Source organism: Alkaliphilus metalliredigens QYMF (assembly GCF_000016985.1).
Classification (GTDB): domain Bacteria; phylum Bacillota; class Clostridia; order Peptostreptococcales; family Natronincolaceae; genus Alkaliphilus_A; species Alkaliphilus_A metalliredigens.
Genome location: NC_009633.1, coordinates 2,406,976 through 2,420,714, shown reverse-complemented (window position 1 = coordinate 2,420,714; position 13,739 = coordinate 2,406,976). Strand labels below are relative to the sequence as shown.

Sequence of the window (13,739 nt, the reverse complement as noted above, 5' to 3'; positions counted from 1 at the left end):
CTAATTTCCTCCTTGTGCATAATTCTTCCATACCTGTCTCAACACTTCGAAATCCTTATATTGGGCAAGTAATTTTTGATAATAATCTAATGCTTCAATATCGATTTTCTGTGGGGTGGGGTTCAATTTCACTTGATACTGACCCTGACTTGATCGGTATTCCAATAAACTCCCCTCCTGAAAAATTCTCAGAGTATTCTCCCAAAATACCTTATTGATACTCATTTCAAATAAATGCTGTAACTCCCTGGCAATTGTTTCAAGTGAAAACCCATCATGATAAGTCTTCTGATTTTTCAGTAATTTGTAAATTTTTGCCAAATCCATTTTAGTTGGTATGATGCTCTTTAAAATAACTTCATTATATAGTTCATCATCCTTATTATGAAAGGCAATTATTTCTTCTAACTCGCTCATTTCTATTAAATTCACTAAATCACCTTCATTAAAAGGCATATCATAAAGAATAATATTATTATATCTTTTTAAGTCGATTTTATCAATATTTGGATTCACAACAACGTGAATTTCGTTGGTTTTTGGAGAAGATTCTGGCTCATAAAAGTAAAAATTAACCTTTTTAACTTCAGAGCGGTTTCTAATATCTAAAAAATTCATAAGCTTTAGTGTTTCATTGATTGTGTAAACTAAAATAAGAGGTTGCTTTTGTTCTTTAAGTTCCTGACTGATAAAGCTTTCCCTTGAGTTGAAAATTTTGAGTCTTGACAAATATGTTTCCTTAGGAAGATTTATCTCATGATTCTCTTTTAGTTCCAATGAGTCATAATAGTTTTTAATAAAATCATCTTCAATTGAGTAAACCGGTTTGACAGTTTTAATATCCTTAATTTGCAACTGAATATTCTTCTGCCCTCTAAATTCATTGAATTCCGGGGTGTAAACAAGATGAATTTTGTCTCCTTGTTCAATATGGTCACTATAGTCTCCAAAGTTAAATCCAATGGCATCGACTTGCTTGCTCTTTGATCCTAATTTTAGCTTTAGGTGCTTGCCATCAACTCCCACAGCCCTTATGTCTACGATTGTGAAATCATATCCGATAAATTTAGGACTGGGATTTCCCATACCATAGGGTTCCAAATTTCCAAGCTCATCAATTAAGCTATCCTCAACCACATCCAAGCTTAACAGACCATCACAGTGGATTTGTGCTATAAAGTCCTCGGGGCTTAGGGTTTGGTTCACTATATCATTAATCTTCATCCTAAATGCCTCAATGTTTTCACTTTTCAACGTCAAGCCCGCTGCTTGCTCATGTCCACCAATTTTAAGAAAAAGATCCTTACACTGGTTCATGGCTTCAAATAAATTTAATTTGGGAATACTTCTAGCAGATCCCTTTGCTTTATCACCCTCGATAGCTAGGATAATGACTGGCTTATGGTATCTTTCAACAATTCTAGAAGCAACTATTCCAATTACCCCATGATGCCATCCTTCTTTGGCCAGGACTAACACCTTATCTATGTTAAATTGTCCACTGCTTTCAATCATATTGATTGCTTCGTCTAAAATTTTCACTTCTATCTCTTGGCGATTTTGATTTTCTTCATTTAAAAAATGTGCCAATTGCTGTACCTCCGCAGGATCAGAAGAGGTTAATAACTTGACTCCTGAATCTGCAGAGCCAATTCTTCCTGCTGCATTGATTCTAGGTCCTAGACTAAATCCAATGTGCCCAGCATTCAATTTTCTGTCTTTCAATTTACAGACTTCTAATAACGCTTGCACACCAAGGTTTTTTGTATCTGGCATATATTGGAGACCGTTCTTTACAAATATTCTATTTTCATCCACCAAGGGTACGATATCCGCTACTGTGGCAATGGCAACAATATCAATATATAGATAAATCGTTGATTTAAATTCCTCTTTTGGTGTTAGGGCTTGAATGAGTTTTAGCGCCAGCCCACATCCACAAATTGAATCAAAGGGATAAGAACAATCATGCTGCTTAGGGTTTATAATTGCGTATGCTTCAGGAACTGCACCTTGGCACTCATGATGATCTGTAATAATCATATCAATGCTTAGACTGTTTGCTAAAGCAATCTCCTCAAAAGATGTGATGCCACAGTCCACAGTGATGATTAAATTGCCTCCCCTAGACTTAATCAATTGAATTGCCTCTTGATTAATACCATATCCCTCTTGGACTCGATCCGGTATATAGTAGTCTACAGAAAAATCGATGGTTTTAAAGTATTGTAGCATAATAGAGGTACTGGATACCCCATCAACATCGTAATCACCATATATCCAAATTTTTTCATTCTTTTGGATCGCTTCTTGAATGCGATCAACAGCCTTCTTCATATCCTTCAATAAAAAAGGATCATGAAGCTGTTCTAGACTGGAATCAATAAATCGTTTTGCCTCACGGGTATCTATTACTTTTCGATTTGTTAAAATCTGTGCAGTAAAAGGGAGCACACCCAGTTCTTCACTCATTTTCTTGATTTCAATCTCATTATAGTCCTTATATGTCCATATTTTTCGCTTCATTATTACATCCCTACCTAACTAGCTAATATTTTACTATGACTTTATTTTCAACGTATTGAGCAAGGTGAAACCAGGTCACTACTCTTGTTTCCAAATGTTATACAGAATTGTTGTAATAATACCAACCCCAAGAATACTAGAAAGCACATAACCGATTAAACCAAATACCGGTACCCCCCATAGCAACGGTCCCATATTACTTTGTATAATTAATGAGGATGCCACAATCAGTGCTGACGTAATTAAGCTTAATGAGATTTTATTTGTTAGTCTCATTAATTCTCGCTCTATAATTTTAAACCCTGTTTGGTCAAACTTAAAAACAATTTCATTTTTTTCAACCCGAGCCAATAATGATCTGATCTGTTTAGGCAAGTATTTAATGCCATATAAAATTTCATCGGTGTAATCCCTTGCTTCCTTAATCATATTTTCAGGTTTTAATCTATGTAAGTAAATTTCTTTAATCGAATCCTTAACAATCATTGATAAAGTAAAATTAGGGTATAATAATTTCCCACTGCCTTCCACTGTAATAATCGCCTTTAATAGCATAGCAAACTGAGAAGGGAGCTTTACTTGGTTTTCATATGCCACAGCCATGAATTGTTTGACAACATCACTTAAATGCATCTTCTTTAAAGGCATATTATAGTAAAAGTTGATCAGAAAGGACATTTCTTCCTTTAGACGCCTGATATTGGTTTCATTACTGATGGCATCCATATCCTTCAAGACATCTACAACCTTATCTACGTCCTTACTTGCCGCAGCAGTAAACATTCTTCTGATATGTTCCATGGTACTCTTATCTAGATACCCCACAATACCAAAGTCAATAAAAGCAATTTTACTTGAGGAGACTGCAAAAATATTACCTGGATGTGGATCTCCATGGAAAAAGCCATGAATAAAAACCTGTCTCATAAATGATTTGGCACCGATTCTTGCTAATCTCTCTAAGTCCCATTTTTGTTTGTTTAACTCATCAATATCCATTATTTTTATGCCATAAATTCGCTCCATGGTAATGACTTTGTTGGATGTGTATTTCCAAAATATACTTGGTATTTCAATGTGTGAATCTGATTTGAAGTTCTCTTTGAAATTTTCCGTATTTTTTGCTTCCATAGAATAGTCTAACTCTTTTAAAATTGCATAGCTAAATTCTTGAACAATTTCAACAAGTCTATATGGCTTTTTCTTATCTGAGTGATCGTCTAATAGTTGTGCAATATCAAATAAGATTTCTATATCCCGTTGGATATTATACTTAATATTAGGTCTCTGGATTTTAACAACCACCGCCTCTCCAGAATGAAGCCGGGCTTCGTATACTTGTCCAATGGATGCGGAGGCAATGGGATTTTCATTGAAATATGCAAAAGCATCTTCTATTTCAGTGTTCATTTCTAATCTGAAAACCTTTTTTACTTCTTCAACAGCCACTGGCACCACATTATCTTGAAGTTTTGATAACTCATTAATAATTTCTTCTGGGATAATATCCCGCCTGGTACTTATAATTTGTCCTAGTTTAATAAATGTAGGACCCAGTTCTTCACAGGCTCTCCTTAACCGTTCTCCTTGACTTGCTTGTTCCTTAAGTGGATCTATTCTCAATACAAACCTTGGAATATATCCTTTTTCTTGGAGTTTCTCAGCTACAAATGAAAAACCATACTTAACCAGTACTTCACTGATTTGTATATACCGCTTTAGGCTTTTATATTTTCTTCTTAACTTACCCATTACCTCACCTCCATTTTAAAAAAGGTAATAATACAACTTGTTGTATTATTACCTTTTTTTACTTATTTTTTCCCTAATTAGTATCAGGATTTACTCGGTGTGATCTTTTTCCTTTTTGTCTTTCCTTTAGCATAACCCATACTGGGCTGGCAATAAAGATAGATGAATAGGTTCCGCTGATGACACCTGCAATTAGTGGTAATGCAAATTCTCTAATTTGCGATACCCCTAGTACATATAAAGCGACAATTGTAACTAATGTTGTCACAGAGGTGTTAATTGATCTAACAACTGTTTGTGAGATACTATCATTGGCTACTTGTGCAAAGTTTGATTTTTTCATATGTTTTACATTTTCTCTTACACGGTCAAACACAACAATTGTATCATTGATTGAATACCCTAAAATGGTTAAAATAGCAGCCACAAAAGGACTATTTACAGGAATCCTTAAAATAGAGTAGACTGCTAAGACAATCAGTACATCATGAACCAGAGCAGTAATTGCTGCTAAACCAAATGTTAGCTCAAAGCGGTAAGTGATATAAGCCAGCATGCCTAGGGCTGATATCACAACAGCTAGCATTGCTCTATTCTGAATCTCTCTCCCAACAGAGGGACCAAATTGAGATGCATATGATGGCTCATTATCCGGCAAGTCGTATTCCGCTTTAAACTGATTGAAAATTTCCATTCTTTCTTGATTATTATAATCTTCTATGGTTCGAATTTGAATAGTTGTTCGTTCATTACCTAAATGATTAATACTAGCACCAGGATCATACTGATCTGTAATTTCTCTGATTTCATCTGTGGATACATATTCATATAGTTCTATTTCCATCAGGGTTCCTCCAGTGAAGTCAATCCCTACATTTATCCCTCGAGCCAATCCAAGTACGAGACCCAATATAATGACTGCTGCTGAAATAGAAAACCATATCTTTTTATTTTCAATAATTCGCATGATTTTTCCCCCCTTATGCTCCAAACAGCTTTTTATTTTTAGTAATGTTCATTGCCACAAGTAATTTTAGTAAAAACTTGGTGACGACCACGGCGGTAAACATACTTGCAACAATACCGATGATCAGCATGACAGCAAATCCTCTAATGGGGCCAGTACCAAATTGATAGAGCACAACACCTGCAATAAGGGTTGTAATATTAGAATCTATAATTGCTTTAAATGCTCTATTAAATCCTGAATCTATGGCAGAACGAAGTGTCTTTCCTGCTCTCAGCTCTTCCTTTAGTCTTTCAAATATAATAACATTTGCATCTACAGCCATCCCTACAGATAAAATAAGGGCTGCGATTCCTGGAAGTGTTAATGTTGCATTCAATGCGACAAAAATGCCTAATACAATTAAAATGTAAACTACTAATGCGATATCAGCCACTAGACCTGATAGTCTATAGAAAGCCAACATAAAGAGTAGCACGATTGTAATGCCAATTTGTGCAGCCCTTACACTACTTGCTAATGAATTTTCTCCTAAAGAGGCTGTAATCGTTGTGGTTTGTACTTCTGTTAAATCTACTGGTAAAGCACCTGCTCGAATTAATGTCGCTAAATTCGAAGCACTTTCCGGAGTGAAATTCCCACTAATTGTTGCTTGTCCATCGGGAATTCTGTCGTTAACAACCGGACTTGAGATGATTTCATCATCTAAAACAATATAAATGATTTTATCATCCACTTGACTATTTGGTATTTGTGCTAGTCTCCCTGTTACTTCAGCAAATATTCTAGCTCCTTCACTGTCAAGGTCTAAGGATACAATGGGATTTGCTTGTCCTGATGGAAATTTAACCTCTGAGCCTCTAATGTTATTCCCAGTTAAAATCACATTTCCCTCGGGATCTACAAATTGTAGCTGAGCTGTTTTACCAACCATCTCAATGGCCTCTTGTGCATTTTCAACACCTGGCAATGCAACTCGGATCCTTTTGTCTCCCTCTCTTACAATTTCAGGTTCTGTTAATCCCATGCTGTCTACACGTCTTCTAAATACTTCAATCACCTGACTCATCATTCGATCTAATTCATTGCCTGTTTCATCAGTTTGGGCCTCATAGACCACATACACACCGCCCTGTAAGTCTAATCCTTGCCTCACTGATTCACCTATTGGCCTGATGGCAACATTCCCTACTTCCAAACCATTAAAAGCAGTGAACGATGCTAATCCAACCATTACCACAATCATAATAAAGATGATTGTACTTTTAAAGTTCATTATATTTCCCCCTATCTCATGTCATACCCTCTATTATATACAAAAGCCAATTTAACGTCAATAAAGAGTATATATATGGATTTTACAGTATTTTGAGCAAACTGACTACTGATTATTTTTGTGTTCTTTACCATATTTAACATACTCTTCTGCCGACTTCTTTAGACCGTTCTTTTCGTCTTCTGTTAACTCCCTCACCACTTTAACAGGTGAGCCCATAGCCAATACCCCCGATGGAATTTTCTTACCAGGAGGCACTAAGCTTCCAGCACCAATAATCGTATTATCCCCAATTTCAGAACCATCTAGAATAATAGCTCCCATTCCAATAAGAGCGTTGTTTCCTACTTTACATGCATGGACGATGGCACTATGGCCCACAGTCACATTGTCTCCTATAATTGTGGGATACTTCTCACTATCAATATGAACCACAGTGTTATCCTGAATATTGGTGTTTTCTCCAATTTCAATATAGTTTCCATCGCCTCTGATAACCACCTTGTACCATACACTACTATTCTTACCAATCTTAACCTTGCCAATTACATCTGCACTTTCAGCAATAAAACAACTTTCATGAATTTCCGTTTTTTTGTTACCTAGATCCTTGATCATCTTGATCCTCCTCCATTAGTTTTGCTTGTATTGTTAATGCACATTCAATTCTTTTTTTCTCCATCTCACAGCCTATGTCATAGGGTTTATAAATGTCTTGATTAAAGTTATATGCATTGGCATGGCATCCTCCACTACAGTAAAACTTTGCCCAGCAGTCATTACATTTTTCCTTATTATAAATGTGTGCATCAGCAAATTCATGATACAGCACTTCCTTTAATGAATTATCAGTAACATCCCCTAATTTGAATTTTTCATTCCCTACAAATTGATGACAGGGATAAATTTCCCCCTGGGGTGTAATTGCTAAATATTCAGCACCGGCACCACATCCAGCAATTCTTTTGATGACACAGGGGCCCTGTTTCAAATCAATCATAAAGTGAAAAAAGTTAAATGGATTTCCAGATTTTTTTCGGTTCACATACTCTCGAGAGAGTATTTCATAATTCTCAAATACCTCTTTAAGATCTTCTCTCCCAATGGAATAATCATGCTCTGGACTTGCAACAACCGGTTCAACTGATACATTATCAAATCCTAAGTCTGCTAAATGAAGCACGTCCTGAGAAAAGTCCAAATTATGCTTGGTAAATGTCCCTCTAACATAACAATGCTTGTCCTTCCTCATTTCAACCATCTTCCTTAATTTTGGAACAATCACATCATAGGTGCCCTGTCCATTGATGGTGTATCTCATATGATCATTGACTGCCTTTCGGCCATCAATACTGAGAACGACATTGTGCATATTTTCATTGATATATTCCATATTCTCATCATTTAGCAGTACACCATTTGTGGTCATGGTAAACCGAATGTTTTTATCAAAATCCTTTTCACGACTTCTTCCATAATCCACAAGCCCTTTGACAACATCAAAGTTCATTAATGGTTCCCCACCAAAAAAATCAACCTCTAAATTTTTTCTATTTCCTGAGTTCTCCAAAAGAAAATCAATGGCTTTTTTCCCTACTTCGAGGCTCATGAAGCTACGGTCCCCTTGAAAGTCCCCTTGAGAAGCAAAACAATACTTGCAACGAATATTACAGTCATGGGCAATATGTAAACACAGGGCTTTAACCACAGTCTTTTTATTTTGAAAGCTCTCATGTTGCTGGTACCTATCTTGGGTAAACAAAAGTCCCTGTTCCTTTAGTAATTCTATCTCATCTATACCCTCTATGATTTCTGTTTCACGATAATTTCTCTTTAGTTTTTCGATTATCTCTGGACTGCTGGAGCCTGGATAGTAATCTAAAATTTCGTAGACCAATGGATCCACAACATGAACTGCCCCTCCATTAACATCTAAAACAATATGTACATTATCTTGTGTAAATTTATGAATCATTAATTATATTGCCCCTTTCATTATCTAAGCCATAGTGTCTATCTTAGAAATGTATTACATATCAAGAAAAAACAGCAGTGCTGTCACTGCTGCTCACTATATGTATGATTACTTATTCTCACACTCTTGGTTTGCTACTGTACAAGATGTCTTGCAGGCTGATTGACATGAAGTTTGACACTCTCCACATCCGCCTTTAGCAGCACTGTTGGCAAGAGTTGCTCCACTTAATGTTTTAATGTGCTTCATTTTCGAGCTCCTTCCTTACTTTCTATATTTTCATTAAAATTATATCACATATAGGAAGAAGAAATAAAGATAATTATTTGATGTTTATTCCAATCATGCCACCAATTCCCCCGGTTACAATACTGATAAGCACCCTATATCCCATAAAACGGTCTAAAGTAATGTCTGTCATAAATACCTTACTTAAAAGTACGATAAGCCCCATGTAGATGAGTCCAATCATAATGCCATGCAGCCAACCCCGTTTCTTTAGATGCACCGATACAAAGACAGCACCGTAGACAATGCTTAACATCATCACAATTGAAGTGAATAGAGGAATCATTCCTTCTCTTAAGCTTGTATACGTAAGTAAAACAGCACCTATTAGTAGTAGAATAAAAGAAAGAAAATATGCCCTCATCAATCCTTTACCATATATCCACAAATTGAATGGTCCTGGTCCACTGGCTTTTTTACCCTTCTTACTCATTTTCATCATTCCACCCCCATGTTTCCTTTAATCCATCATTATGCTTTAGTCCAAGTTAAATATGCTTTAAAATAAAAATTTTCTGGGGACTTCCATGCTTTATGGATTTTTATGAAACACCTAAACGACTACAGTTAAAAGATAAAACAATAAAAGGCACGAATTATTCATTCGCACCTTTCTGCTCATATCCCATTTTTATTCAGTTATTACGCTACCAATAGCCCATTTTCCCACTACTAGTTTCACTCTATCTGCTCCTACTTCAATTGTAATCATATCTTCTTTGATTTTCGTAACCTTACCGTAAATTCCGCCAATTGTTACGACATCGTCACCTACTTGAAGGCTATTTCTCATTTCCTTAACTTTCTTCTCCTTTTTTTGCTGAGGACGAATAATTAAAAAATAAAAAATACCCAAAAATCCCAAAGGTATAATCAAACCACCAAATTGCTCCATATCATTGCTCCCTCCTTATACTTACATTTGCATTTATTTATGATGCTCTTTATTTCAATTCAACATCGTTCTAAAATATCCTGCTATTTTTTATATTATTAATATCTTAATTAATCTTAATTTATTCTAATGCATAGCCATACTGTGTAAAAAATTCTTTGCGAAAATCCAATAGTCGGTCTTCTATAATGGCTCCTCTGACATCTTTCATCAATTTCAAGAGAAAAGCAAGGTTATGTGTTGTCATAAGCCTCATTCCTAATATTTCGTTGGCTTTAATTAAATGTCTTAAATAAGCCCTGGAATAGTTTTTACATGTATAGCATTGGCATTCTGGATCTAATGGCTCAAAGTCCTCTTTGTACTTTGCATTTTTTATGACTACTTTCCCCTTGGAGGTCATGGCGGTGCCATTTCTACCGATCCGAGTAGGCAAGACGCAATCAAACATATCGATGCCTCGAATCACACCCTCGATCAGATCATCTGGGCTTCCAACACCCATTAAGTATCTTGGTTTATCCTTAGGCATCAAAGGCGTGGTATATTCTAATACCTCATACATCAACGCTTTGGGTTCGCCAACACTGAGTCCTCCGACTGCATATCCGGGAAAATCCAAATCAATTATTTCTTCAGCACTTTGTCTTCTGAGATCTTCATACATGCCACCCTGAATAATGCCAAACAAAGCCTGTTTAGATGTATTTTCATGGGCCTCCTTACAACGTTTTGCCCATCGAGAGGTTCTCTCTAAAGATTTCTTAACATAGTCTCTCTCCGCAGGATAAGGTGCACATTCATCAAAAGCCATCATGATATCAGCTCCAAGGGCAGTTTGTATTTCCACAGCCTTTTCAGGACTGATAAAATGCTTTGATCCATCTATATGAGATCTAAAAGTAACACCTTCTTCTTTAATTGTTCTCATATCTCCTAAGCTAAATACTTGGAATCCACCACTATCCGTTAAGATGGGTCCATCCCAATTCATAAATTTATGGAGTCCACCTGCTCTTTCAACTGTTTCATGTCCAGGTCTTAGATATAGGTGATAGGTGTTACTTAAAATAATCTCGGCATTCATTTCTTTTAGTTCTTCAGGTGTCATGGTTTTTACAGTAGCCTGTGTTCCTACAGGCATAAATATAGGGGTGTCAATTACACCATGGGGTGTGTGTAATCTCCCTAGTCTAGCCCCACTTTGTTTACACTCTTTAATCAATTCATATCTTATTGCCATATACATTCCTACCTTTCTACACAATCAGCATTGCATCACCAAAGCTAAAGAAACGATACTGCTCATCCACAGCTACTTTGTATGCCTGTAATGTTTTTTCCTTACCCAGTAAAGCACTAACTAACATAATCAGTGTTGATTCTGGTAAATGGAAATTTGTGATTAATCCATCAAGTATTTTAAATTGGTATCCTGGAAAAATAAAAATATTTGTCCATCCTTTATTCGCTTCAATTTTACCCTTCTCAGTACTAGCTGATTCTAGCGTTCGGCAACTTGTTGTTCCAACAGCAAATACGCGATTACCAGCTTTTTTTGTATCATTAATGACTTGAGCGGCTTCTTCAGTAATTTCATAGTACTCTGCATGCATTTCATGGTTTTCAAGACTATCAACCTTCACAGGCCTAAATGTTCCCAATCCAACATGCAATGTAATACTCACAACATTGATGCCTTTTTTCTTTATTTCGCTCAATAGTTCTGGTGTAAAATGAAGTCCAGCTGTTGGGGCAGCAGATGAGCCCTCGTGTTTTGAATATACAGTTTGATATCTTTCACGATCCGCTAGCTCTTCAGTTATATAGGGCGGCAGGGGCATTTTTCCTAGCTGATCTAATAATTCTTCAAACACACCCTCGTATTCAAATCTAACGATCCGAGCACCCTCATCAGCCATTGACAGTACTTCTGCCTTTAAAATACCTTCACCAAATTCAAATCTAGAACCAATTTTGGCTTTTTTACCTGGTTTCACCAATACTTCCCACGTATTTAGATCGATTCTTTTTAAGAGTAAAAATTCCATTTTACCCCCGGTGTTTTCCTTTACACCGAATAGCCTTGCAGGTAATACCCTTGTATTGTTAATGACAAGACAATCCCCAGGGTTTAAATAATCCGTTATATCATAGAAGTGCTTATGTACGATCTCTTGTTTATTTTTATCTAACACCATTAACCTAGAATGATCTCGTTTTTCTAATGGTGTCTGTGCAATCAATCTATCTGGTAAATCAAAATCAAATTCGTTTGTTTTCATTTTCTTATTATTCCACCTTTATTCCCGTGTAGTAGTGATTCAAAATCTGTTGATAATTATAATTTAATTCTGCCATTCGCTTTGCACCGTATTGACTCATTCCAAGACCATGCCCAAATCCCTTTCCTTCAAATACAAAAGTACCTGTTCCAGCACTATTTGTACTATTCACCTTTTCTTGTTGTCTATAGTTTTGCCCATTATAGACTAAGATATTTGAAGATAAGTCAATTTCTCTAGGGCCTTGACTGGTGATGACATAGCTTTTTTGTACATCTTTTGCCTGTTTACTTCCATTTGATGAACCCAAGATATGAAGTTCGCCACTTTGTCTTTGTCCTTGTCTTTGTACTTGACTTTCTACTTGACTTTGGCCTTCTATTTTTACATCAAACCATGTACTTTTAAGTCCGAAAATCCTTCGACTCTGTTCTTTTTCCAAACTCTTTTCTCCCTGTGTTCCATAGACAATCAACTCAAGTACGCGCTCATTTTTTGACTGAGAGCGAATTTCTATACTTTGTACATCTCCTATGTGAATATTATTTTTTGCCAGTGCTGCTTTGATTTCTTGTGCAGTTAATGCCTCTACCCATGTAGAGTTAAGTGCATTTAATGAAAACTCATCCTGTACCCCTCGTATATAGGGCACTGATCCTGACCAAACATTCTCACTGTCTTCTGTAGATCCGCCACTATTTGAGTGATAGTATGTATTTGCCGGTTTACCATTATACATGACTAATACTCCTGCTGTTTCCTGTACTGCTCTGGTGCTATTATTATGCTCACTAGCATAACCACCATACACCTGAGAGCTTGTGGTGGTTGATAAGTCAAAACCTAAATGTTTGTACTTACTCATTTGTATTTCTGCAGCGGCATAGCTTCTAGCAACAACTGCTTGTGCTTTTAAAGCTTCAATTGGCCAACTGGCTGGCATCTCTCGAGGCACAACTCCATATAGGTATTCATCTAATAATAGCTTATTAATAACTGTCATATCACTACCACTTAATCGCGTAGCTGTCACAGCCCCTCGGTATTGTTGGTTATCTACTGAGATGAGGTTGACACTGCCCTTATCCTCCACTGCTTTAAAATAAAGACCTTCCCGGGAGTCAAAAACAAAAATAAGTTCACCTACTTTGTCTAATACCTGTACCCTGTGCTGTGAAGGAGCAATCACAGTGGCCCGTTCATTTAAGAGCAATTCTATTTCCTCTGCACTACGCTGTGCCTGTTCTTGGTTAAGGTGGGGGCCTTGAAATATCATCCAACCAGCTTCATAGGATAGATATCCCTGATAGCCCTTAGATTTCAAAGTGCTTAATTGTTCCTTCGCCTGATTCAAATCAGGCGAAATTGTTCCAATCTGTACATGATAGGGTCCTTGTAGATTCAAAGAACTATTTTCATTTGGTATTTCTCCGGTATATTCAACAAATCTTCCTCCGGTACCTAAGTAATAAGCATCTTTCCTCAGGATCACTTCTTTATGGTCAAACAAACTTAGAAGTGAGTTAAAATTGTTATGTTCAAACTTTTCTATTTGAAACCCCGTATTTGTTTGCAAATTAACGACAGCCTTTGATGATTGTTGAAAATTCAATCCGACCTCGACATACAGAGGTTTCGTATCATACCCATTAGAAAATAAATTTACGGAAGCAAAAACCATCAGAAATAAACAAACCATACCCATCATACTTTTTTTATTGCCACTCATCCTTCATGTCCCCCTAAAAAATAATTAATAATATTCTTATTCGACA

General features: G+C 36.4%; 12 protein-coding genes. All 12 read right to left on the bottom strand.

Going from position 1 to position 13,739, the window contains the following annotated elements; translation table 11 throughout:
• The 12 genes from recJ to AMET_RS11570 all read right to left on the bottom strand — a co-directional run bounded on the left by recJ (position 1) and on the right by AMET_RS11570 (position 13,693).
• Positions 1-2,526, bottom strand: coding sequence for a single-stranded-DNA-specific exonuclease RecJ (recJ, locus tag AMET_RS11620; RefSeq protein ID WP_012063480.1), 2,526 nt, complete (start codon positions 2,524-2,526; stop codon positions 1-3).
• A 78-nt stretch (positions 2,527-2,604) separates the two neighbouring features.
• Entirely contained in the window at positions 2,605-4,278 is a 1,674-nt protein-coding gene (locus tag AMET_RS11615) for an ABC1 kinase family protein (protein ID WP_012063479.1), read from the bottom strand.
• Positions 4,279-4,351: 73 nt separating this feature from the next.
• Positions 4,352-5,245: a protein translocase subunit SecF gene (gene secF / locus AMET_RS11610; RefSeq protein WP_012063478.1), complete on the bottom strand. Its 894-nt coding sequence runs from the start codon at positions 5,243-5,245 to the stop codon at positions 4,352-4,354.
• A 13-nt stretch (positions 5,246-5,258) separates the two neighbouring features.
• Complete coding sequence (gene secD / locus AMET_RS11605; RefSeq protein ID WP_012063477.1) at positions 5,259-6,521, bottom strand: protein translocase subunit SecD; 1,263 nt, start codon at positions 6,519-6,521, stop codon at positions 5,259-5,261.
• 105 nt (positions 6,522-6,626) lie between these two features.
• Positions 6,627-7,139 carry a gamma carbonic anhydrase family protein gene (locus AMET_RS11600; RefSeq protein ID WP_012063476.1) on the bottom strand — a complete coding sequence of 171 codons (513 nt, stop codon included), beginning with the start codon at positions 7,137-7,139 and terminating at the stop codon, positions 6,627-6,629.
• On the bottom strand, positions 7,120-8,496 hold the full coding sequence (scfB, locus tag AMET_RS11595) for a thioether cross-link-forming SCIFF peptide maturase (RefSeq protein ID WP_012063475.1): 1,377 nt from the start codon (positions 8,494-8,496) through the stop codon (positions 7,120-7,122). Before scfB ends, AMET_RS11600 begins: the two co-directional genes overlap by 20 nt.
• 108 nt (positions 8,497-8,604) lie before the next feature.
• Entirely contained in the window at positions 8,605-8,745 is a 141-nt protein-coding gene (gene scfA / locus AMET_RS25045) for a six-cysteine ranthipeptide SCIFF (protein ID WP_012063474.1), read from the bottom strand.
• A 73-nt stretch (positions 8,746-8,818) separates the two neighbouring features.
• A complete protein-coding gene (locus AMET_RS11590) occupies positions 8,819-9,226 on the bottom strand; it encodes a TIGR04086 family membrane protein (protein ID WP_157047237.1) in 408 nt (135 codons plus the stop codon).
• 189 nt (positions 9,227-9,415) lie between these two features.
• Positions 9,416-9,679 carry a preprotein translocase subunit YajC gene (gene yajC, locus AMET_RS11585; RefSeq protein ID WP_012063472.1) on the bottom strand — a complete coding sequence of 88 codons (264 nt, stop codon included), beginning with the start codon at positions 9,677-9,679 and terminating at the stop codon, positions 9,416-9,418.
• A 121-nt stretch (positions 9,680-9,800) separates the two neighbouring features.
• Entirely contained in the window at positions 9,801-10,922 is a 1,122-nt protein-coding gene (gene tgt / locus AMET_RS11580; protein WP_456297478.1) for a tRNA guanosine(34) transglycosylase Tgt, read from the bottom strand.
• Positions 10,923-10,938: 16 nt separating this feature from the next.
• Positions 10,939-11,964 (bottom strand): tRNA preQ1(34) S-adenosylmethionine ribosyltransferase-isomerase QueA, encoded by a 1,026-nt coding sequence (queA, locus tag AMET_RS11575; RefSeq protein ID WP_012063470.1) that lies wholly within the window; start codon positions 11,962-11,964, stop codon positions 10,939-10,941.
• A gap of 7 nt (positions 11,965-11,971) precedes the next feature.
• Positions 11,972-13,693, bottom strand: coding sequence for a SpoIID/LytB domain-containing protein (locus AMET_RS11570; RefSeq protein ID WP_012063469.1), 1,722 nt, complete (start codon positions 13,691-13,693; stop codon positions 11,972-11,974).
• Positions 13,694-13,739 lie beyond the last annotated feature (46 nt).